This window comes from Micromonospora coriariae, assembly GCF_900091455.1.
Taxonomy (GTDB): Bacteria; Actinomycetota; Actinomycetes; order Mycobacteriales; family Micromonosporaceae; genus Micromonospora; species Micromonospora coriariae.
Window position 1 is genome coordinate 3227450 of record NZ_LT607412.1, and the last position, 19035, is coordinate 3246484.

22 protein-coding genes and 1 pseudogene are annotated in these 19035 nt (G+C 71.9%); 11 read left to right on the plus strand and 12 right to left on the minus strand.

Going from position 1 to position 19035, the window contains the following annotated elements; genetic code table 11:
* The first annotated feature begins 11 nt into the window (after window positions 1–11).
* The 6 genes from GA0070607_RS15140 to GA0070607_RS15165 all read left to right on the plus strand — a co-directional run bounded on the left by GA0070607_RS15140 (window position 12) and on the right by GA0070607_RS15165 (window position 4337).
* Window positions 12–644 carry a helix-turn-helix domain-containing protein gene (locus tag GA0070607_RS15140; protein WP_089018789.1) on the plus strand — a complete coding sequence of 211 codons (633 nt, stop codon included), beginning with the start codon at window positions 12–14 and terminating at the stop codon, window positions 642–644.
* Complete coding sequence (locus GA0070607_RS15145; protein ID WP_089018790.1) at window positions 641–1348, plus strand: hypothetical protein; 708 nt, start codon at window positions 641–643, stop codon at window positions 1346–1348. Before GA0070607_RS15140 ends, GA0070607_RS15145 begins: the two co-directional genes overlap by 4 nt.
* A 71-nt stretch (window positions 1349–1419) precedes the next feature.
* A complete protein-coding gene (locus GA0070607_RS15150) occupies window positions 1420–1734 on the plus strand; it encodes a DUF2516 family protein (RefSeq protein WP_030327754.1) in 315 nt (104 codons plus the stop codon).
* On the plus strand, window positions 1731–2618 hold the full coding sequence (locus tag GA0070607_RS15155; RefSeq protein WP_089018791.1) for an alpha/beta fold hydrolase: 888 nt from the start codon (window positions 1731–1733) through the stop codon (window positions 2616–2618). Before GA0070607_RS15150 ends, GA0070607_RS15155 begins: the two co-directional genes overlap by 4 nt.
* Before the next feature lie 11 nt (window positions 2619–2629).
* On the plus strand, window positions 2630–3367 hold the full coding sequence (locus tag GA0070607_RS15160) for an alanyl-tRNA editing protein (RefSeq protein ID WP_089018792.1): 738 nt from the start codon (window positions 2630–2632) through the stop codon (window positions 3365–3367).
* A 55-nt stretch (window positions 3368–3422) separates the two neighbouring features.
* Window positions 3423–4337, plus strand: coding sequence for an SDR family oxidoreductase (locus tag GA0070607_RS15165; RefSeq protein ID WP_089018793.1), 915 nt, complete (start codon window positions 3423–3425; stop codon window positions 4335–4337).
* On the opposite strand, the gene GA0070607_RS15170 is transcribed toward GA0070607_RS15165, so the two are convergent.
* From GA0070607_RS15170 to GA0070607_RS15190, 5 genes are read right to left on the minus strand one after another with little or no spacing between them, the layout of a single operon-like run.
* Window positions 4328–5296, minus strand: coding sequence for a helix-turn-helix transcriptional regulator (locus GA0070607_RS15170; RefSeq protein ID WP_089018794.1), 969 nt, complete (start codon window positions 5294–5296; stop codon window positions 4328–4330). The two genes, GA0070607_RS15165 and GA0070607_RS15170, sit on opposite strands and share 10 nt — an antisense overlap.
* A gap of 23 nt (window positions 5297–5319) precedes the next feature.
* Entirely contained in the window at window positions 5320–5961 is a 642-nt protein-coding gene (locus GA0070607_RS15175; RefSeq protein ID WP_089018795.1) for a response regulator, read from the minus strand.
* Window positions 5958–7229: a sensor histidine kinase gene (locus tag GA0070607_RS15180; RefSeq protein WP_089018796.1), complete on the minus strand. Its 1272-nt coding sequence runs from the start codon at window positions 7227–7229 to the stop codon at window positions 5958–5960. Before GA0070607_RS15180 ends, GA0070607_RS15175 begins: the two co-directional genes overlap by 4 nt.
* Before the next feature lie 10 nt (window positions 7230–7239).
* Window positions 7240–7974 (minus strand): ABC transporter permease, encoded by a 735-nt coding sequence (locus GA0070607_RS15185; RefSeq protein ID WP_089018797.1) that lies wholly within the window; start codon window positions 7972–7974, stop codon window positions 7240–7242.
* A gap of 11 nt (window positions 7975–7985) precedes the next feature.
* Window positions 7986–8894 carry an ABC transporter ATP-binding protein gene (locus GA0070607_RS15190; RefSeq protein WP_089018798.1) on the minus strand — a complete coding sequence of 303 codons (909 nt, stop codon included), beginning with the start codon at window positions 8892–8894 and terminating at the stop codon, window positions 7986–7988.
* A gap of 157 nt (window positions 8895–9051) precedes the next feature.
* Here GA0070607_RS15190 and GA0070607_RS15195 point away from each other — a divergent pair, with 157 nt between their 5' ends.
* Together GA0070607_RS15195 and GA0070607_RS15200 are read left to right on the plus strand one after the other, a co-directional pair.
* Entirely contained in the window at window positions 9052–9843 is a 792-nt protein-coding gene (locus GA0070607_RS15195) for an EI24 domain-containing protein (RefSeq protein ID WP_089018799.1), read from the plus strand.
* A 1-nt stretch (window position 9844) separates the two neighbouring features.
* Window positions 9845–10360 carry an O-acetyl-ADP-ribose deacetylase gene (locus GA0070607_RS15200; protein WP_089018800.1) on the plus strand — a complete coding sequence of 172 codons (516 nt, stop codon included), beginning with the start codon at window positions 9845–9847 and terminating at the stop codon, window positions 10358–10360.
* A gap of 39 nt (window positions 10361–10399) precedes the next feature.
* On the opposite strand, the gene GA0070607_RS15205 is transcribed toward GA0070607_RS15200, so the two are convergent.
* On the minus strand, window positions 10400–10975 hold the full coding sequence (locus GA0070607_RS15205; RefSeq protein ID WP_231931049.1) for an XRE family transcriptional regulator: 576 nt from the start codon (window positions 10973–10975) through the stop codon (window positions 10400–10402).
* Window positions 10976–11404: 429 nt separating this feature from the next.
* On the opposite strand from GA0070607_RS15205, the gene GA0070607_RS15210 reads away from it, so the two are divergent.
* The gene (locus GA0070607_RS15210) at window positions 11405–11698 is read left to right on the plus strand and encodes a hypothetical protein (RefSeq protein ID WP_089018802.1); all 294 of its coding nucleotides are present in this window, start codon (window positions 11405–11407) and stop codon (window positions 11696–11698) included.
* A gap of 257 nt (window positions 11699–11955) precedes the next feature.
* Here GA0070607_RS15210 and GA0070607_RS15220 read toward each other — a convergent pair whose 3' ends face one another.
* Together GA0070607_RS15220 and GA0070607_RS15225 are read right to left on the minus strand one after the other, a co-directional pair.
* Window positions 11956–12852: a GNAT family N-acetyltransferase gene (locus tag GA0070607_RS15220; protein ID WP_089018803.1), complete on the minus strand. Its 897-nt coding sequence runs from the start codon at window positions 12850–12852 to the stop codon at window positions 11956–11958.
* Window position 12853: 1 nt separating this feature from the next.
* A complete protein-coding gene (locus tag GA0070607_RS15225) occupies window positions 12854–13267 on the minus strand; it encodes a RidA family protein (protein ID WP_089018804.1) in 414 nt (137 codons plus the stop codon).
* A 284-nt stretch (window positions 13268–13551) separates the two neighbouring features.
* Between GA0070607_RS15225 and GA0070607_RS15230 the strand changes: the two genes are divergently transcribed.
* A complete protein-coding gene (locus tag GA0070607_RS15230; RefSeq protein ID WP_157743161.1) occupies window positions 13552–14238 on the plus strand; it encodes a hypothetical protein in 687 nt (228 codons plus the stop codon).
* Window positions 14239–14312: 74 nt separating this feature from the next.
* Here GA0070607_RS15230 and GA0070607_RS15235 read toward each other — a convergent pair whose 3' ends face one another.
* The 4 genes and pseudogenes from GA0070607_RS15235 to GA0070607_RS15250 all read right to left on the minus strand — a co-directional run bounded on the left by GA0070607_RS15235 (window position 14313) and on the right by GA0070607_RS15250 (window position 17865).
* The gene (locus GA0070607_RS15235; protein WP_089018806.1) at window positions 14313–15320 is read right to left on the minus strand and encodes a LacI family DNA-binding transcriptional regulator; all 1008 of its coding nucleotides are present in this window, start codon (window positions 15318–15320) and stop codon (window positions 14313–14315) included.
* A 19-nt stretch (window positions 15321–15339) separates the two neighbouring features.
* Window positions 15340–16722: a GH1 family beta-glucosidase gene (locus tag GA0070607_RS15240; RefSeq protein ID WP_089018807.1), complete on the minus strand. Its 1383-nt coding sequence runs from the start codon at window positions 16720–16722 to the stop codon at window positions 15340–15342.
* A 28-nt stretch (window positions 16723–16750) separates the two neighbouring features.
* Window positions 16751–16962 (minus strand): annotated as a pseudogene (locus tag GA0070607_RS15245) (ABC transporter permease subunit); the annotation flags it as partial.
* Between the two features lie 144 nt (window positions 16963–17106).
* The gene (locus GA0070607_RS15250; protein WP_089018808.1) at window positions 17107–17865 is read right to left on the minus strand and encodes a maleylpyruvate isomerase family mycothiol-dependent enzyme; all 759 of its coding nucleotides are present in this window, start codon (window positions 17863–17865) and stop codon (window positions 17107–17109) included.
* A gap of 69 nt (window positions 17866–17934) precedes the next feature.
* Between GA0070607_RS15250 and GA0070607_RS15255 the strand changes: the two genes are divergently transcribed.
* Window positions 17935–19017: a UDP-N-acetylmuramate dehydrogenase gene (locus tag GA0070607_RS15255; protein ID WP_089018809.1), complete on the plus strand. Its 1083-nt coding sequence runs from the start codon at window positions 17935–17937 to the stop codon at window positions 19015–19017.
* Window positions 19018–19035: the final 18 nt, after the last annotated feature.

The following is a 19035-nucleotide window of genomic DNA, read 5'->3' on the forward strand; positions in this document are numbered from 1 at the left end:
GCGTCGCTGTCATGGCCACACCGAAGGACCTCCCCGACGTCGGCGGGTTCATCCGCGATCTGCGGCGCAATGCCAAGATCTCGCTGCGGCAGCTCGCCGAGCAGGCGGGGGTCAGCAACCCGTACCTCAGCCAGATCGAGCGCGGCCTGCGCAAACCCAGCGCCGAGGTGCTCCAGCAGTTGGCCAGCGCGCTGCGGGTCTCCACTCCCGCGATGTACCTGCGCGCCGGGCTGCTCGACGACAAGGAGGGCCACGGTGTGCTCGCCGCCATCGCGGTGGACCCCGACCTGACGATGGCCCAGAAGCAGTCGCTCAGCCAGATCTACGAGACGTTCCGCCGGGAGAATACCCGGTTGGCCGAGGCCCGGGCCGCCGCCGAGGGCGCCGGCACGGACACCACCGGCGGCGCGGGCGAGGTGACCACCCCGACGGACGTCGCCGACGAGCCGGCCGATGTGGCCAACCTGGCGGCCACCGGCCCCACCACCGCGGGCGGCACCCCGACCGAGGCCGTGATCGAGTCGGTCGCCGTCACCGAGGCGGGCAGCACACCCGCCCCGACCAGCACCAGCACCCCCGAGAAGAAGGCCGCCGGTCCGGCGGTCCGGAAGGCCGCCGACGCGGCCGAAGAGGAGACCTCATGACCGAGCCGAAGACCAACCGCATCCCCGCCCCGATCTACGCCGCCGCCGGCGCCGGTGAGCTGGCTCTCCAGCAGCTGCGCAAGCTTCCGGCCGTGGTCGGCGTGCTCGGCACCCGGGTCGTCGCCGACCTGGGCGGCCGGGCCGTGCTGACCGGCTTCGAGCTGCGCCAGAAGGCCACCGAGACCCTGCGTACCGCCAATGAGACCGCCGAGAGCCTGCGCGGCCGGGCCCAGGCCGAGCTGGACCTGGCGAAGCTGCGCGAGTCGGCCGACCTGGGCAAGCTGCGCGAGGTCGCCGACCTGGACCGGCTGCGCGCCGCGGCGACCCGCAACGCCGCGGTGGTCGTCGCCGGTGCCCAGGCCGCACAGGAGCGGGCGTTCGCCGCGTACGGCGCACTTGTCGCCCGTGGCGAGCGGGTCGTCGGCGCCGGCGTGCTGGAGGCCGCCGAGACGGTCAACGCCGACATCGAGGCGACCGAGGCCGTGCCGGCGGCCGCCACGCCGGTCGAGGCCACCGCCTCGGCCGCCACCGCCCTGGTCGAGGTGCCGACCCCGGCCGACGTGGCTGAGATCGCCGAGGCCAAGCCGGCCGCCGTCAGGAAGGCCGCCCGGGCGCCGAAGGCCGCCAAGTCCGCCAAGCCCGCCGCTACCCCGTCGGCGAAGCTGCCCCGGGCCACCAAGCGGACCCGTCCGGCTTCCGAGTAGTTCGTGCTGTCGACGACCCCGACGGCGTCCTTGTCGGACGTAGTCGGGGTCGTCGACATAAGCTTGCCGGCATGGCCAACGCCGCGCCGATCTTCGCGTTCGAAGTCCGCTACGTGATCGAGCTGATCCTGCTCGTCTTCGCGCTGATCATCCAGGGTGTCGCGCTGGTGCACGCCGTCACGCAGCGCTCCGACGCCTTCCCCGCCATCGGGACGCTGCCCAAGGGTGGCTGGATCGCCATCCTGGCGGTGTGCCTGGTGCTCACCCTGCTCGGCTTCGGTCCGATCAGCCTCTTCGGACTGATCGGCATCGCCGCCGCACTCATCTATCTGCTCGACGTCCGGGTCGGCCTGCGCGACCTGAGCGACGGCAAAGGGTTCTGGTGAGAGGCTTCCGCTGGCCACCCCCGCCGGACGGCGGGCCCCGCACCTGGGGCCCCGGCCCGGGCGGGCCGCGTACCGGCCGGCCGGCGTTGCCGGAGCCGGAGACCGAGCTGGTCACCACCCCGCACGGCGTACGGCTGGAGCGGCTGGTCACCGGCACCGGTGATCCGGTCACCGTGTTCGCGCACGGGTTGGGCAACGGCATCGCCGTCACCCGCCCGTTCGGCAGTGGAGTGACCGGCCGCAAGGTCTTCTTCCAGTTCCGTGGGCACGGCCGCTCCGACGCGCCGGACGGGCCGTGGAACTACCTGGACCTGGCCCGGGACCTGCGCGCCATCGCGGATCTCGGCGGAGCCAGCCGGGCGTTCGGCGCGAGCCTCGGCGCGGGCGCGCTCTGCCGGCTGCTGGCCGAGAGCCCGGAGCGCTTCGAGAAACTGGTCTTCTTCCTGCCGGCGGTGCTCGCCCAGCCGCGCGGCCCGGTCGCCCGGGAACGCGTCACGGACCTGCTGGAGGCGGTCGAGACCGGCGACGCCTCGGCGGTCGCCGACGTGGTCTCGCTGGAGCTGCCGACGGCGGTCCGTAACACTCCGGCCGGTTGGTCGTACCTGCGGCAGCGGCTCGACCAGCTGCTCCGCGACGGTCTGGCCGACGGTCTGGCCACCCTGCCGGATCAGGCGCCGCTGCGCGACGCCACGGCCCTGTCGGCGGTCACCGCGCCGGCGCTGGTGATCGGCTGCGCGGGCGACGACCTGCACCCGGTCGAGGTCGCCGAAGAGCTTGCCGCCGCGCTGCCCCAGGCCACCCTGCACGTGTACGACCGGCCCGGCGTGCTCTGGACGGAACGCGCCGATCTGCGGGAGCGCATCTCCAGCTTCCTCAACGAGTAACGTCCCCTGCCATGGGCGTCACACAACATGGCCGGACTCACCGACTGGACCTCGCCGACCCGACAGTGCGCGAGTGGACCTGCACGGTCCTGCACGCCGACCCGGAGCAGGGCATCGTGCTCGACCGCTCGGCGTTCTACCCGGGCGGTGGCGGTCAGCCGCCGGACCACGGCGTACTGCTCTGGCAGGGCGTACAGACCCGGATCGTCGGCACCCGCAAGGGCGACGACCCGTACCTGATCCCCGCCGAGGGTGACCCGCTGCCGCCGGCCGGCACCGAGGTCGTCGGTGCGGTGGAGGACGAGCGCCGCACCCGGCTGATGCGCACCCACTCCGGGCTGCACGTGCTCTGTGGCGTGGTGTTCCGCGACTTCGGCGCGCTCGTCACCGGTGGGAACATGGAGCCGGGCGAGGCCCGGATGGACTTCAACCTCCCCGAGGTGCCCCCGGACTTCAAGAGCCGCATCGAGGAGCTGGTCAACGCGGAGGTGGCCGCCGACCGCTCGGTCGCCACGCGAGTGCTGCCGCGCACCGAGGCGCTGGCCCTGCCGGACATCATCCGTACCCAGTCCAACCTCATCCCGCCGGGCGAGCAGGAGGTCCGGATCGTCGACATCGTCGGGCTGGACGTGCAGGCCGACGGCGGCACCCACGTCGCGTCCACCGCCCAGATCGGCAAGGTCCAGGTGGTCAAGGTGGAGAGCAAGGGCCGGGCCAACCGCCGGGTCCGGGTCCGACTGGTGGATTAGGTCGCGTGCCGAATTCGGACGTCGGTTGTCAGGTATTCCTGACAACGTCGCAGGCATGACACAACCGCTCACAGGAAAGATCGCGCTCGTCGCCGGTGCCACCCGTGGTGCCGGGCGGCAGATCGCCGTTCAGCTCGGCGCGGCCGGTGCCACGGTCTACGCCACCGGTCGCAGCACCCGGGCCGGCCGCTCCGAGATGGACCGACCGGAGACCATCGAGGAGACCGCCGAGCTGGTCAGCGCGGCCGGCGGCACCGGCATCGCCGTTCAGGTCGACCACCTGGTGGCCGAGCAGGTCCGCGACCTGGTCGCCCGGATCGACGCCGAGCAGGGCCAACTCGACGTGCTGGTGAACGACATCTGGGGCGGAGACCCGCTGGTCACCTGGGAGAAACCGGTCTGGGAGCAGCCGCTCGACGCCGGCTTCCGTACCCTGCGACTGGCCGTCGACACGCACATCATCACCAGCCACTTCGCCCTGCCGCTGCTGATCCGCAGGCCCGGAGGCCTGGTGGTGGAGATGGGCGACGGCACCAAGGCGTACAACGACGAGAACTACCGGCTGTCGGTCTTCTACGACCTGGCCAAGGTCTCGGTCAACCGGCTCGCCTTCAGCCAGGCGCACGAGCTGAAGCCGTATGGCTGCACGGCCCTGGCGCTCACCCCCGGCTGGATCCGCTCCGAGGCGATGCTTGAGCACTTCGGCGTGACCGAGGAGAACTGGCGCGACGGCGCGGCCACCGACCCGAACTTCCTCATCTCGGAGACCCCGGCCTTCGTCGGCCGGGCGGTGGCCGCGCTCGCCGCCGACGAGGACAAGGCCCGCTGGAGCGGCAAATCCGTCGACGCCGGCACGCTGTCCAAGGTGTACGGCTTCACCGACCTCGACGGCAGCCAACCCGAGGGTTTCCGCTACATCACCGAGGTGGTCGACGCGGGCAAGCCGGCGGACGTGACCGGCTACCGGTAGAGCGCGCGGAACCGGTCGGCCGCCTCGGCGAACAGCTCCCGCAGTTCGGGTGGGTCGAGGACCTCGACCTCGGGGCCGAGCCCCAGCAGTTGGTGGTACGCCACCTGGACCGACTCGACGGGCAGCCGTGCCACCACCCAGCCCTGCCCGTCGGGCGGGCTGGCGGCGGCGACCATCTCGTCGTACACGAAGGGGGCGTCGACCAGGTGCCGGAGCTGGCGCAGGCCGGCGGGGCTCAGCCGGATGGCGACCTCGGCCCGCAGCATGGTCCGCAGAAATGACCCGGCCTGCTCGCGCCAGTGCCCGGCCAGGTCGAAGCCCTCGTCGCGGTCGAAGTGCTCGTCGCCCACCTCGACCCCGGTGACCCGGTCCACCCGGTAGGTGCGCACATCGTCGCCGACCCGGCCGACCAGATACCAGACCCCGCTCTTGAGCACCAGGCCGTACGGCTGGACCCGGCGGGTCACCTCCCGGTCGCCGCGCCGGTAGCGCAGCTCCACCACCCGGTCGCCCCAGACCGCCCGGGCCAGCTCGGGCAACCAGAGCGGTGCCGCGGTCTCCCGGAACCAGCCCGGCACGTCCAGGTGGAACCGCTGCCCGGCGCGGGCCGGCGCGTCGCGCAGGGCGGGTGGCAGCGCGGCGAGCACTTTCAGCTCGGCGGACGCGACCGCGTCGGCGAGCCCCATCTCGCCGGCCGGCCCGGGCAGGCCGGCGAGGAACAGCGCCTCCGCCTCGTCCCGGGTCAGCCCGGTCAGCCGGGTCCGGTAGCCGCCGAGCAGCCGGTACCCGCCCGCTCGGCCCCGGTCGGCGTAGACCGGCACCCCGGCGGCGGAGAGCGCCAGCACGTCCCGGTAGACGGTCCGCTCGGAGACCTCCAGCTCCCGCGCCAGCTCGCCCGCGGTCATCGACCCGCGTGCCTGCAAGAGCAACAGCAACGAGATCAGTCGGGAGGCGCGCACCCGCCCATCCTGCCCGGTCCCGCTCACCGTCCGCCGGGGGTGAGCAGGCCGCGGTCGTACGCGGTGGCCACCGCCGCGGCCCGGTCGTTGACCCCGAGCTTGGCGTACACGTGCAGCAGGTGCGTCTTGACGGTGGCCTCGCTGATGAACAGCCGAGCGGCGGCCTCCCGGTTGGAAGCGCCCCGAGCCACCAGGGTGAGCACCTCCAGCTCACGCTGGCTGAGCGGTTCCTCGGCCGGGGCGCGCAGCCGGCCCATCAGCCGGCCGGCCACGCTCGGCGACAGTACGGACTCGCCCCGGGCGGCGGCCCGTACGGCCCGCACCAGATCCTCGCGCGGCGCGTCCTTGAGCAGGTAGCCGGTGGCGCCGGCCTCGATCGCCGGCAGCACGTCCGCGTCCGTGTCGTACGTGGTGAGCACCAGCACCCGGGCGGTGCTGCCGGAGCGGGTCAGTCGGCCGATGGCCGTCACCCCGTCCATCCCGGGCATCCGCAGGTCCATCAGCACCACGTCGGGACCCAGCGTCGCGACCAGGGCCAACGCCTCGGCCCCGTCCGCAGCCTCGCCCACCACGTCGAACCCCGGGTCACCGGTGAACATGCCGCGCAGCCCGTCCCGCACCACCGGATGGTCGTCGACGATCAGCACCCGGACCGGCCCGGTCATCCGGCACCCCCGGCGAGAGCGGGCACGGAGGCCGAGACGGCGGTGCCGACGCCCGGCTCAGACTCGACGGCCAACTCGCCGCCGACCCGGGCCATCCGCTGCCGCATGACGGTCAGCCCGTACCCGCCGTCGGGTCGCTCCTGGGCGGTCAGGTCGTCGACCTCGAAGCCCACCCCGTCGTCCCGGACGTCGAGGGTGACCACGTCCCCCATGTACGACAGGGTGAGCCCGACCCGGGTCGCCTTGGCGTGCTTGCCCACGTTGGCCAGCGCCTCCTGGCCGGTCCGCAGCAGGGTCACCTCGACCTCCGGGTGCAGCGGGCGAGGCGTGCCGGTGGTGGCGACCTCGGCGCGTACCCCGTTGAGGGCCGACCAGCGCCCGCCCAGCTCGGCGAGGGCGTCCGGCAGGCGGGCTGTCTCCAGCGGCTCCGGGCGGACCGCCCGTACCGAGCGACGGGCCTCGGTGAGGCTCTCCCGGGCCAGGGAGAGGGCGTTGTCCACGTGCCGACGCCAGTCGGCGGAGCGGTCGCGGGTCTGCTCGGCCGCCTCCAGTTGGGTGATGATGCCGGTCAACCCCTGGGCCAGGGTGTCGTGGATCTCCCGGGCCATCCGCTGGCGCTCGTCCAGCACGCCGGCCTCCCTGGCCTGGATGAGCAGTTGGGCGTGTAGTCCCACGTTCTCCCGGGCCGCGTCGGCGAGCTTCCGGTTCGCCCCGGCCAGCTCCTCCACCAGGAGTTTGCGGTTGGCGTTCTGCCGTTCGGTGACGGTGCCGAACCAGCTCAGCGCGCCGGCCGCCCCGGCGTTGAACAGCACCAGCACCGACCAGAGCAGCCAGTGCTCCGCGGAGGTGGGTGGGCCCGCGCTCTGCGCCGTGGCGACCAGCACGCCGGTCACGGCCACCCCGCCGAACCGCCACCGGCCGGGAAGCACGAGGAACGCGTGCACGAAACCGACCCAGGCGAAGAAGCCATACCACGGGCTGGCCACCACCAGCACGGCGCTGAAGGCGAGGAGCCCGACGTAGTAGGCCGCCATCAGCGCACGACGGGTGGTCCACTGCGGGTGCAGAGTGATGAACCAGGTGACCCAGCAGCCGGCCCCCACGGCAACGGCCAGGGTCGGTGGGAACGACAGGCTGCCCGGGGCCGGAGCGAAGCGTGCCAGCACGGTCCCGACGAGGAGCCCGAGGAAGGGCGCAACCCGGTAGACGTTCGCCTCGCGCGCCTCCCACACGGCGAGCCGGTCGACCTGTTCCGCGGTGCTGGTCATCAGTTGTCTCTCACTCCCAGCGGAAGAGTTTCGCGGCGATCGCACCGGCGGCCACCGCGACCGCCGCCATTATCCCCAGGTGCAGCGGGTGCGGCGCCATCCCGGTCCAGGCGTCAAGCAGCGCCTGCACCCCGGGTGGCGTGTAGTCGCCGATCCGGACCAGGAAATCCGGCAGGATGAACCGGGGCACGTAGACGCCGCCGAAGAACATGACCGCCATGAACAACGGCACGGCCAGCCCCTGCGCCGACTTGGTCGTCCGCGCCACCGCTCCCACCAGCAGGCCCAGCGCCAGCAGGGCGGCCGTACCGAGGATGAGGGCCAGCGTGAAGCCCAGCGGACGTCGGGGTAGCGGCACGTCGAACGCCAACCGACCGACCGCGATGAGCAGCACGGCGCTGACCAGGATGGTGGCGAGAGAGATGACCAGTTGGGCGGCCAACAGCGCGAAGGGGCTGGCCGGGGTGGTGGCAAGCCTGCGCAGCACCCCACGTTCCCGGTAGGTGGCCAGCACCGTGGGCAGGATGTTCACCGCCGACATGGCGAGCGTGATCACCAGCAACGAGGGGGCGAAGTACTGGATGAAGGAGAGGTCGCCGAACTGCGGATCCGGCTCGCGCATTGCCGGGATCAGCCCGAGCACCAGCAACAGCGCGAGTGGCAACACGACAGTCGTCAGCGGCGAGCCGAAGTCCCGCAGGAAGAGCCGCGTCTCGATCTTGAGGATCTGCCCGAAGGCATGCATGTCGCTCTCCCTTACTCGGCGGGCCGGTGCCCGGTCAGCTCGACGAACGCATCGTCGAGGGTGGACTGCTCCAGCCGCAGGTCGGCGGCGATGATCTGGTTGCGGGCGAGCACCGAGGTGACCGCGTGCAGCACATCACCGGTGCCGGTCACCACCACCTGGCTGCCGGTGCGCTGCACGGCGGTCACCTCGAGCAGATCGGTGAGGAGCCGGTCGTCGACCGGGGCGGACGGCCGGAACCGGATCCGCTGCTCCGGAGCCACCGTCGACACCAGACCAGCAGGGCTGTCCAGTGCGACGACCCGTCCCCGGTCGATCACGGCGACCCGGTCGCAGAGCCGCTCGGCCTCCTCCATGAAGTGGGTGACCAGCACGATCGTCACGCCGCTGTCCCGGATCTGCTCGATGAGCGTCCAGGTGTCCCGCCGTGCCTGCGGGTCCAGGCCGGTGGTCAGCTCGTCGAGGATCGCGATCTTCGGGTTGCCGACCAGGGCGAGCGCGATCGACAGCCGCTGCTTCTGACCGCCGGAGAGCTTCTTGTACGCGGTGTTCCGCTTGTCGCCCAGACCCAACCTGTCGATCAGGTCCGCCGGGTCGGCCGGGTCGCGGTAGAACGAGGCGTACAGCTCCAGCGCCTCGCCAACCCGCAGCTGGTCCGGCAGTTGGCTCTCCTGGAGCTGCACGCCGACCCGCTGGCGAAGCTGGGCCGCGTCCGCGCGGGGGTCGAGCCCGAGGACCGACACCCCGCCCCCGTTCGGGACGCGGAGCCCGGCGACACACTCGACGGTGGTGGTCTTGCCGGCGCCGTTCGGGCCCAGTACGCCGAAGATCTCCCCGGCCTCGACCGTGAACGACACGTCGGCCACGGCTACCAGGTCGCCGTACCGCTTGTGCAGGTTGGTCACCTCAATGACCGGCATCGTGCCGCCCTCCGCCGTCGTAGCTGTACCTCTTCAGCCTGGCGGCGGCGGCTCGGCGGCGAATCGACCAGCCGTTGATGATCGTTCGCGGCGGCGGCTGACCCCGACGATCCACCAACCGGTTGATGTGTACGCACTATCGCTAGGCTGCTGGATCGTGGACGCCAGCAGAATCGCCAACCCGGTGACCGGGGTCGTCGGACGCTTCTTCGCCGGGGCCGGGCTGCTCCTGCGTGGGCTCGGCCTCTACGTCCGCAGCCCGAAGCTGATGCTGTTCGGCATCGTGCCGGCGTTGATCTCCGGTGTGCTCTTCGTGGCCGCGTTCGCCGCCCTGGTGTACTTCGTGGACGACATCGCCGCCCTGGTCACCCCGTTCGCCGACGACTGGTCGGCAACCGCCCGCAACCTGGTCCGGGTGATCGCCGGGCTGGCCTTCCTGGGCCTCGGCGGCCTGCTCGCCGTGGTCAGCTTCACCGCCGTCACCCTGGTCATCGGCGACCCGTTCTACGAGAAGATCTCCGAGCGGGTGGAGGAACGGTACGGCGGCACGCCGGGTGCGGTGGACGTGGCCTTCTGGTCGTCGCTGCGCCGCAGCCTCGCCGACTCCGTACGGCTGGTGGCCCTCACGGCGCTGGTCGGCATCCCGCTCTTCCTCGCCGGCTTCATCCCGGTGGTCGGCCAGACGGTCGTCCCGGTCATCGGGGCGGCGGTGGGTGGCTGGTTCCTCGCCGTGGAGCTGGTCGGCGCCCCGTTCTACCGGCGTGGCATGCGGCTGCCGCAGCGCCGGTCGATCCTCAAGGCCGACCGACCCGCCGCGCTCGGTTTCGGGGTGGCGGTGTTCCTCTGCTTCCTGATCCCGCTCGGCGCGGTGCTGGTCATGCCGGCGGCGGTGGCCGGCGCCACCCTGCTGGCCCGCCGCTCGCTCGGCCAGCCGATCGAGGAGCGCTGACATGGAGATCACCCTGGTCGAGGGGGACATCACGACCCAGCGGGTGGACGCCATCGTGAACGCCGCGAACTCGTCACTGCTCGGCGGCGGCGGCGTCGACGGGGCCATCCACCGGCGGGGTGGTCCGGCCATCCTGGCCGAGTGCCGGGCGCTGCGGGCGTCCCGGTACGGCCAGGGCCTGCCCGCCGGACAGGCGGTGGCGACGACCGCCGGGGAGCTGCCGGCCCGGTGGGTGATCCACACCGTCGGACCGGTCTGGTCGGCCACCGAGGACCGCTCGGCGCTGCTGCGCGACTGCTACGCCAACAGCCTGCGGGTGGCGGACGAGCTGGGCGCGGGCACCGTGGCGATCCCGCTGATCTCGGCGGGCATCTACGGCTGGCCGGTGGACGACGCGGTTCGTCAGGCCCTGTCGGTGCTGCGCGCGGCCACGCCGGTGAATGTCACCGAGGCCCGTCTGGTGCTCTTCGGCGCAGACATCCACGCCGTTGCGCGCCAGGTCCTCGACGCCGGCTGACCGGTATGGCGAAAGCCCCCGGAGACACCATGCTCCCGGCTATGCCGCGCGTGCGTCAGCCCATATTGACTCGAAGTGCTCCACGTAACGATCAAACGGGCCGCCGGCCTCCCGGCGTCGGAGGTGCATCGTCACCGAATCCTGCCCCAGCCCCGCGCCGATGTGCGTCGCCACAATCGCCTCGTCATCGAAGACCCAGACCGACATGGCGATGTGCCGATCTGACAGCCGGACGGCGAGAGGTTCGGGCGACTTCGCGATCTCCGCCTGACTCATTGCTATACGGGTCGCTAGCGTGAGGGGCGTCGCCTCGATACGCTCCCGCGCCGTGGTGACGGCGCTGCCCGGGTCACCGAGCAGGAAACGCACATCGGCACCGGCCTGGGCCTTCGCGCCGAGCGTGGCGGCGGCATTGGGCACCTCAAGCCATACGAAGTAACTCGTGTACCCGCCGAACCACAACCGCGTGCCGGCCTGGTCAATCAACTCACGGAACAGCGAACGGGGAAGGTCGGAGCGGCGTGCGTACACGCCGACCAGTTCACGGTCTGAACCGACCTTGACAGCGCGGCGGACGACTTCCGGCCATAGCACTTCTACATCCTGCCCCAGCACCCCGGCTGCCCGCATCCGAGAGCGGGGGTGAGGAACGCGGCCCCGGCTGAGCCACCGCTCAACCGTCTTCGCGTCCACATCGCATCTCTCGGCAAGTTCGGCAACGGTCAGCCCTGCCGATCGGAGGGCGTGTCTGAGGGCGTCGTTCCGCGACATCGTAGGGGACCTTTCCTGGACGTCCCTTGATGGTCGCATGCGGACGGTGCAGACGTCCGCTACTCCCTGCGACCGTCCGATGAGGTGCCGCTGGTGGAGGAAGCCGGTGGTGGTGCCAGCAGCGGGGTCGCACCGGTAAATGGGGACGGGCGGCCCCTCCTAGCTGACAGGAGGGGGAGAGATGCCCGAGGAGCGACCGAAACCAATGCCACCGGAGCCGAAGCCCACGCGACGGGCACCGACACACATTCCCGCCCACCGCTGGGTGTCGCGATGATCGGGGTGTTGAGGGCCGGCGACGTGATCAGGCTGACCCGCGCCGCCAGCCCGCAGTTCGTGCGCCCGTTGACGATCCGGGTCATCCGCGAGCTGGCCGACCGGCACACGTACCACGGTTGGGTCTGGGTCGAAGGCTACGAGCTGGGCCGAAACGGTGTGGCGCTGGCGAAGCGGGAGCTGTTCGTGCTGCGTGAGGGAGTGCGGGTACTGACCGCGGCCCCGACGATCGTGGCGCAGCCCGCCACCCGCGGTTCCGTCCGACGCACATCGGTGAGGGCGGGGGCGTGAGTCACGGCGTAACCCCACACCACCCCGGGGCGCCGCACTGGCGCTGTACCCGGTGCGGTGCCCCGTGGCCGTGCTCCCCTGCCCGGTTGTCGCTGCTCTCCCGTTGGAGAGGCGACCGGGTCGGCATGGTCCTGATGCTGACGACGCTCCTCGACGAGGCGTTCGCCGACGCGGCGCAGCTCGGCCTCACACCCGACCCGGCGGCGTACGTCGAACGGTTCCTCGTCTGGGTGCGTCCCCGCGTCGACTGACGCCGCTCAGGTCAGCTCGGCCAGGCAGGACCACTGAGCCGCGACCGGCCGGTAGCCCAGCTTGACGTTGATCGCCAGCATCGGCGCGTTGGCCTCGTCGTTCGAGGTGTACGCCACGCGGACGCCGCGAGCGGCGGCGCGGTGCAGCGCGACCGTCTTGACCAACCGGGCCAGCCCCCGACCCCGGTACGCCGGGACGGTGCCGGTGTAGTCCGACCACATCCGATCCCCGTCCCGCTTCACCAGGCTGAACGCGGCCACCTCCCCGTTGACCTCGGCGGCGGTGCTGGCCGCCTTGTCCAGGCCGAGGTTGTCCCAGACGTCGTACTGCCAGCTCTCGTAGCTGACCGAGTCGACCGGCACGTCGCCGGGCTCGTCGACCGACGAGGCGGCGTTCGCCTCGTACAGCAGGTGCGGGTCCAGCTCGGCGATCGAACGCAGTCGTACGCCCGGCGGCGGCTCGGGTAGCGCGGGCGCCGGATTCAGGTCGAGCGCCGAGTAGCGCAGCTCGCGGCTGGCTTCGAAGCCGTGCCGGAGGGCGAACGGCAATGAGTCCGGCTGGGCCCAGGCGCGCAGCCGGCGGACTCCCAGCGGGGCGAGGTGGTCGGTCGCGGCGGCCAGCAGCGCGGTGCCGATTCCGCGACGCCGGTGCTCCGGGTGCACGTGCAGCAGGGCGATGTCGCCGACGTCCGCCGTCGAGGTCGAGCCGACGCGCTGGGCGGACACCCAGCCGACCACCCGGGTGTCGACCTCGGCCACGAAGGCGGTCCACCCCTCCTTCGGTGGCGGTTCCGCGAGCATCTTCCGGGTCGACTCCACCCCACGCACCAGGTACGGGTAGACCATCGCCCGCAAGGCCACCACGGCCGGGGCGTCGTCGGGCCGCGCCACACGAATCCGCATGTCAGGCCCCCATCCGTATGGCGGCGACGGCTTCGACCTCGACGAGTTGGTCGGTGTAGCCGAGCACGGCAACGCCGAGCAGGGTGCTGGGTGGGTCGTGGTCGCCGAAGGAGTCCCGGACCACCTCCCAGACCTTCACGAGATCGGCCTGCTCGGACGACGCCACGTACACCGTCGTCTTGACCACGTCGGTCAGCCGGGCGCCGGCGGCCCCGAGTGCGGTCTCCAGATTCGCCATCACCTGCCGGGCCTGCGCGGCGTGGTCGCCCGGCGCGACGGTGCGCCCCTCCGCGTCGAGCGGGCACGCGCCGGCGGTGAACACCAGCCGGGCGGGCGGCTCGACGTTGGCCGCGTACGCGTACTCGGCGACGTCGGAGAGGGCGGGGACGTGCAGAAGGGCGACGGAATCCGGCATGCCGGTGACGCTAGCGACGACCGGCGAGCGGAGCCACGGATTTACGGGCGCCGCCCGGCGGGCCGAGTGCCTGGACGACGTGCCGGTCGCCTGCCGGTATGGAGGTGCCCTCCCACTTCAGCGACCCTCGTATTGGCATTGCCCGTCACTCTGGGTCAGATCATCAACGCTCCGTCGGCCCTCCCCCAGGTGTTAGACAGTCCGAAACCATACGAAATGCCCTACCGACCTCTACTTTCGTATCGATTGGGCGGCGACGAACGCCGTCGAGAGTAGGGGGAATCGTGAGAGAAGGACTCGTCAAGCTTGTCGCAACCGGTGCCTTAGCCGGTGCGTTCCTGATCGGGGTGGGAGGCGCGGCGCTCGCCCAGCCGACCGATCCGACCCAGCCGCCGCCTCAAGTCAGCAACATCGACATCAACCCGGGCAACGTCCCCACGACCGCGGCCGCGTTCACCCAGAACTGCGACCCGAACCTCGGCGGTGGGCCGTTCCCGGACCAGGACGTGTGGGTGTTCAACCTGCCAGGCAACCCGGAGACCTCCGGTCAGTTCGTCACGGTCACCGGCACCTGGAGCATCCCGAATGACGGCACCGTGACCCGGACGATCCCCACCGACGGTGGGGCGATCGTCAACGACATGGGCACCAGCAAGGCGTGGATCCGGCTGCCCGCGGGTTGGACGCTGACCGACGCCACCGCGGTGATCACCGGTACCGCGGAGTTCTTCGTGCTGACCCACACCTGTGCCGCCAGCGGTCAGCCGACCACGCCGCCGCCCACCACGCCGCCGCCCACCACCCAGCCGCCCACCAGTGCGCCGCCCACGGCGACCCCGACGAAGAGCCATCTGCCGATCACCGGCACGTCGGCGGGCGATCTGCTGCCCATGGCCATCCTCGGCCTGGGTGCGGTGGCGCTCGGTGCCACGTTCATCGCCGTACGCCGTCGGCGGGACACGGAGGGCTGATCGACCAGCACGGGCATCGGACCCGAGACTGCCAGCGGGTCCCGGGGGCTCTCCTCCTCAAGGAGGGCCCCCGGCTACGCCGAGTCGCGCAGGATCAGCTCGGTGGGGAGCATGACAGCCGGCTCGATGGTCTCTCCGGCGGCCATCCGGAGCAGCTGCCGGGTCATCCGCCGGCCGATCTCCACGATCGGCTGCCGGACGGTGGTCAGCGGCGGCTCGGTGTACGCGGCGGTCTCGATGTCGTCGAAGCCGACCACCGCGACGTCCTCCGGCACCCGCCGGCCAGCCTCGCGCAGCGTCCGCAGGGCGGCGTGCGCCATCAGGTCGGAGGCGGCGAAGACGCCGTCCAGGTCGGGGTGCTCGGTGAGCAGCCGGTGCATCGCCGCCGCGCCGGACTCCCGGGTGAAGTCCCCGACGGCGATCAGCTCGGGCAGCCCGGCGGCGGCGACGGTGGTGCGGTAGCCGGTGAGCCGTTCGATCCCGGCGACCATGTCCTGGGGCCCGGCGATGGTGGCGATCCGTCGGCGACCGCTGTCGATCATGTGCCGGACGGCCGCGGTCACCCCGCCGACGTGGTCGACGTCGACGTACGGCACGGGCACGTCGCCGAGTGGGCGGCCGCTGCACACCACCGGGATGCCGAGCCGGGCGAGCGTGCCGGGCAGCGGGTCGGCACCGTGCAGCGAGGCGAAGAGCACCCCGTCGACGTGCCGTCCGGTGGTGAACCGCTCGACCCGGTGGTGCCCGGCCGGTGAGCCGGCCAGCATCAGCACCAGCTGCTTGTCGGCCGCCTCCAGCTCCTGGCTGACTCCGCGGATGATGCCGGGGAAGACCTGGTCGTCGGAGAAGACCCGGGTGGCCGCCTCCGGCATGACCAGGGCGATCGAGTCGGTGCGTTGGGTGACCAGGCTCCGGGCGGCCAGGTTGGGCACGTACCCCAGCTCGGCGACCGCCCGGTTGACCGCCTCCCGGATGGGCTGAGCGACGGTGGTGGAGCCGTTGACCACGCGCGAAACGGTGGCCCGGGACACCCCGGCCCGCGCCGCCACCGCCTCGAGCGTCGGCCGTTGCGCCGTAGTCATCGCGACTTCCCCCCGCTCGTCACAGCCCGTTCCGGGAGATCACCTCCTGGTACCACCGGGCGCTGGCCTTCGGTGTGCGCCGCTGGGTCAGGTAGTCGACGTGCACGATCCCGAACCGCTTGCGGTAGCCCTCCGCCCACTCGAAGTTGTCCAGGAACGACCATACGAGATAGCCGCGCAGGTCCACGCCCCGGGAGATCGCCTCATGCGCGGCCCGCAGGTGTCCGTCGAGGTAGGCGATCCGGTCGGTGTCGATCACCTGTCCAGGGCCGTCGGGCGAGTCGGCGCCCGGCTTGTCGGGGAACGCCGCGCCGTTCTCGGTGATCAGCAGCGGCACACCGGGATAGTCGGTGGCGATCCGCTCCAGCAGCCGGGTCAGCCCGGCCGGTTCGATCATCCAACCCATGTCGGTGAGCGGGCCGGCCGCTGGCAGGAACTGCACAGCGCCCTCGGTGCCCGGGTACGCACCGCCACCGCCGGCTCCGTCGGGCCGACCGGCGACGTAGCTCGGCTGGTAGTAGTTGATCCCGAGCAGGTCGATCGGGGCGGCGATCACCTTCTCGTCGCCGTCCCGGATGAACGTCGGCTCGACGATGCGCGCCACGTGCTCCCGCACGTCGTCCGGGTAGCCGCCGGCCAGCAACGGGTCGAGGAAGATCCGGTTGTGCAGGCCGTCGACCAGGCGGACCGCGGCGGCGTCGGCCGCGCTCTGTGGGTCGGCCGGCCGTACGTCGGCGGGGTTGAGGGTGATGCCCACGCTGCGTGCGCCGGCCGCGCGCAGCGCCCGCGTCGCCAGGCCGTGCCCGAGCAGCAGATGGTGTACGGCGGTGAAGGCGGCCGCCGGGTCCTGCTCGCCCGGGGCGTGCACACCGTTGCCGTAGCCGAGGTACGCCGAGCACCAGGGCTCGTTGAGCGTGGTCCAGACGTCCACCCGGTCGCCCAGCCGGGCGTACACGGCAGTGGCGTACGTGGCGAAGTGCTCGGCGGTGTCCCGGTTGGTCCAGCCGCCCCGGTCACCAAGCGTCTGCGGCAGGTCCCAGTGGTACAGGGTGACGATCGGGTCGATCCCGCGGGCGAGCAGCGTGTCGGTGAGCCGGTCGTAGAAGTCCAGCCCGCGCGGGTTGGCCGGGCCCGTGCCGTCCGGCTGGATCCGGGGCCAGGCGACCGAGAACCGGTACGCCCGCAGTCCCAGCTCTGCCATCAGCGCCACGTCGTCGGCGTACCGGTGGTAGTGGTCGCAGGCGACGTCGCCGGTGTGGCCCTGGTACACCTTGCCCGGTGTCCGGCTGAAGGTGTCCCAGATGGACGGACCGCGCCCGTCGTCGTGGGCCGCGCCCTCGATCTGGTACGCGGCGGTGGCCGCCCCCCAGAGGAAGTGCTCGGGAAACCGGAGTTCATTCACGCCTTGACCGCACCTTCCATGATCCCGCCTGCGACATGTCCTGGTAGTACCCGTCCGGCAGCGCCCGCAGGGAGAGCCGCACGGTCGGGTTCGCCGGGTCGTTCAACACAGCGTACGGCCACAGGAAATCGTCCCAGGTGGTCATGAACGTGAGCAGGCCGAGCACGGCGGCGGGCGGGCGCAGCGCGGGCAGCACCACGTGCCAGAAGGTCCGGCGGTGTCGCAGCCGTCCATCCGGGCGGTGGTGGTGGGTCGTCCGCCGGCTGTCAAGAGAGCGCTCTCTCATCAATGCCGATCGTAACCTGAGGCGCCCACACGACCGAGGGCGCCACCCCCGTCGGGGTGACGCCCTCCTTGGATCGTCCCGGCCGGCCCGGGCGGCGGTCAGCGGGTGCGCAGCCCGTTGAGCAGGTTGCGGTCGCCGCTGACGTCCAGCGTCTCGAAGTTGATCCGGCCCCACAGCGCCAGCAGCAGGTCGCTCGCGGTGCCGCTGACGTGCGCCCGGGCATGGTGGTCGTCGTGGTCGAAGATGGTCGCGGTGTCGAGCAGCGCCACCCCCTCCCCGCGCAGCCGCAGATACCATTCCTGCGCGGCGTCGGTCGCGGAGAGCTGCACCACGCCGAGCCACTCGCCCGGGTCCCGCCGCCGGCCCGCCGGCAGCCAGGTGTCCAGCACCTCGCTCACCCCGTCGGCGGCGAGCTTCGCCTCCACCGGCTCACCGGCGGCGATGGCGAGCTGAGCGTCCCAGCGGTGCACCGCCGTCTCGTGCGCCATCCGGCGCGGCCAGAAACCGGCCTTCTTCGGCTGCGGAGCCCAGTTCCACGCCGGGGCCTCCGCGTCGAGCCCGTCGAAGAGGGTCATCAGCTGGTCGTACCCCTGCTGCCAGAGTTGGAGGGGGCTCCGGCCCGGGTCCGCCTCGAGCGGCTCCCGACGGGGCGGCGCGGTGGTCAGGCCGGAGCCGACAAACGAGGAAACCCAGTGATAGATGCCGGCGAGGTGCAGAGTGAGATCGTTGACCGTCCAGCCCGGACAGGACAGCACAGGCGTCTCCGGCGGCGCTTCGGCCACCGCCGAGGCGAAGGCGGGGCCCTCCGCCCGGAGCGCTCCGATCCAGAAATCCTTGCTGCCCTGCAGTTTGCTCATCGCCATCCTCCCGGGGGTGCCGGGCCACCAGTGGGTGCCACGGCTGCCCCTCAGCCTAAGGTGAAAGACGTGTCCGACGCCTACGCCCAGCCGACAACCGAAGCCGATCGTGCCAGCACTGGTCCACTGGCCAGCTACACCACGCTGCGGATGGGTGGGCCGGCCCGGCGGATCATGGCTGCGGGCAGTGCCGACGAGATCGTCCGGGCCATCCGGGCCACGGAAGACCCGCTCCTGATCCTGGCCGGTGGCAGCAACGTGGTGATCGGCGACGACGGCTTCCCCGGCACAGTCGTCCTGGTGCGCTCCCGCGGCCTGCGGATCGTCGCCGAGGACGCGGATTCGGTCACGGTACGGGTCGAGGCCGGCGAGCCGTGGGACGACCTCGTCGCCGCGACGGTGGCCAACGGCTGGGCCGGGCTGGAGTGCCTCTCCGGCATCCCCGGCTCCACCGGTGCCACCCCGATCCAGAACGTCGGCGCGTACGGCCAGGAGGTCGCCGAGACCATCACCGGGGTCGAGGTGTACGACCGGGCCGAGGACAGCCGCCAGTTCGTCCCCGCCGCCGAGTGCGGGTTCGCCTACCGGGGCAGCATCTTCAAGTACCGGGACCGGATGGTGGTGCTCTCCGTCGACTTCCGGCTCGCCCGGTCCCCGCTCTCCGGCCCGGTGCGCTACGCCGAACTGGCCCGGGCGCTCGGTGTCGAGGTGGGCGAGCGGGTGCCGCTGCCCGATGCCCGCGCGGCGGTGCTGCGGCTGCGCGCCGGCAAGGGCATGGTGCTTGACGCCGCCGACCCGGACACTCGCTCGGTCGGCTCGTTCTTCACCAACCCGGTGCTCGACCGGGCGGCGTACGAGCTGCTCCGGGAGCGCGCCTCCGAGCTGGGTGAGCCGCCGGCCTGGCCCGGCCACGACGACACGGTCAAGGTGAGCGCGGCCTGGCTGATCGACAAGGCCGGCTTCACCAAGGGCCACCCCGGCCCGGACGGCGTGGCGATCTCCGGCAAGCACACGCTGGCCCTCACCAACCGCAGCGGCACGGCCAGCACGACTGACCTGCTCACCCTCGCCGGCGACATCCGAAACACCGTGCACACCCGCTTCGGCGTGACACTGCACCCCGAACCCGTCCTGATCAACTGCACCCTCTGACCACAGGCCGGCCCGACC

What these genes read in the sequence shown, in the direction of transcription:
- GA0070607_RS15140 (WP_089018789.1), top strand. Translation starts at nt 12, where the DNA reads ATGGCCACACCGAAGGACCTCCCCGACGTCGGCGGGTTCATCCGCGAT.
- GA0070607_RS15145 (WP_089018790.1), top strand. Translation starts at nt 641, where the DNA reads ATGACCGAGCCGAAGACCAACCGCATCCCCGCCCCGATCTACGCCGCC.
- GA0070607_RS15150 (WP_030327754.1), top strand. Translation starts at nt 1,420, where the DNA reads ATGGCCAACGCCGCGCCGATCTTCGCGTTCGAAGTCCGCTACGTGATC.
- GA0070607_RS15160 (WP_089018792.1), top strand. Translation starts at nt 2,630, where the DNA reads ATGGGCGTCACACAACATGGCCGGACTCACCGACTGGACCTCGCCGAC.
- GA0070607_RS15165 (WP_089018793.1), top strand. Translation starts at nt 3,423, where the DNA reads ATGACACAACCGCTCACAGGAAAGATCGCGCTCGTCGCCGGTGCCACC.
- GA0070607_RS15175 (WP_089018795.1), bottom strand. Translation starts at nt 5,961, where the DNA reads ATGACCGGGCCGGTCCGGGTGCTGATCGTCGACGACCATCCGGTGGTG.
- GA0070607_RS15180 (WP_089018796.1), bottom strand. Translation starts at nt 7,229, where the DNA reads ATGACCAGCACCGCGGAACAGGTCGACCGGCTCGCCGTGTGGGAGGCG.
- GA0070607_RS15185 (WP_089018797.1), bottom strand. Translation starts at nt 7,974, where the DNA reads ATGCATGCCTTCGGGCAGATCCTCAAGATCGAGACGCGGCTCTTCCTG.
- GA0070607_RS15190 (WP_089018798.1), bottom strand. Translation starts at nt 8,894, where the DNA reads ATGCCGGTCATTGAGGTGACCAACCTGCACAAGCGGTACGGCGACCTG.
- GA0070607_RS15200 (WP_089018800.1), top strand. Translation starts at nt 9,845, where the DNA reads ATGGAGATCACCCTGGTCGAGGGGGACATCACGACCCAGCGGGTGGAC.
- GA0070607_RS15210 (WP_089018802.1), top strand. Translation starts at nt 11,405, where the DNA reads ATGATCGGGGTGTTGAGGGCCGGCGACGTGATCAGGCTGACCCGCGCC.
- GA0070607_RS15220 (WP_089018803.1), bottom strand. Translation starts at nt 12,852, where the DNA reads ATGCGGATTCGTGTGGCGCGGCCCGACGACGCCCCGGCCGTGGTGGCC.
- GA0070607_RS15225 (WP_089018804.1), bottom strand. Translation starts at nt 13,267, where the DNA reads ATGCCGGATTCCGTCGCCCTTCTGCACGTCCCCGCCCTCTCCGACGTC.
- GA0070607_RS15235 (WP_089018806.1), bottom strand. Translation starts at nt 15,320, where the DNA reads ATGACTACGGCGCAACGGCCGACGCTCGAGGCGGTGGCGGCGCGGGCC.
- GA0070607_RS15250 (WP_089018808.1), bottom strand. Translation starts at nt 17,865, where the DNA reads ATGAGCAAACTGCAGGGCAGCAAGGATTTCTGGATCGGAGCGCTCCGG.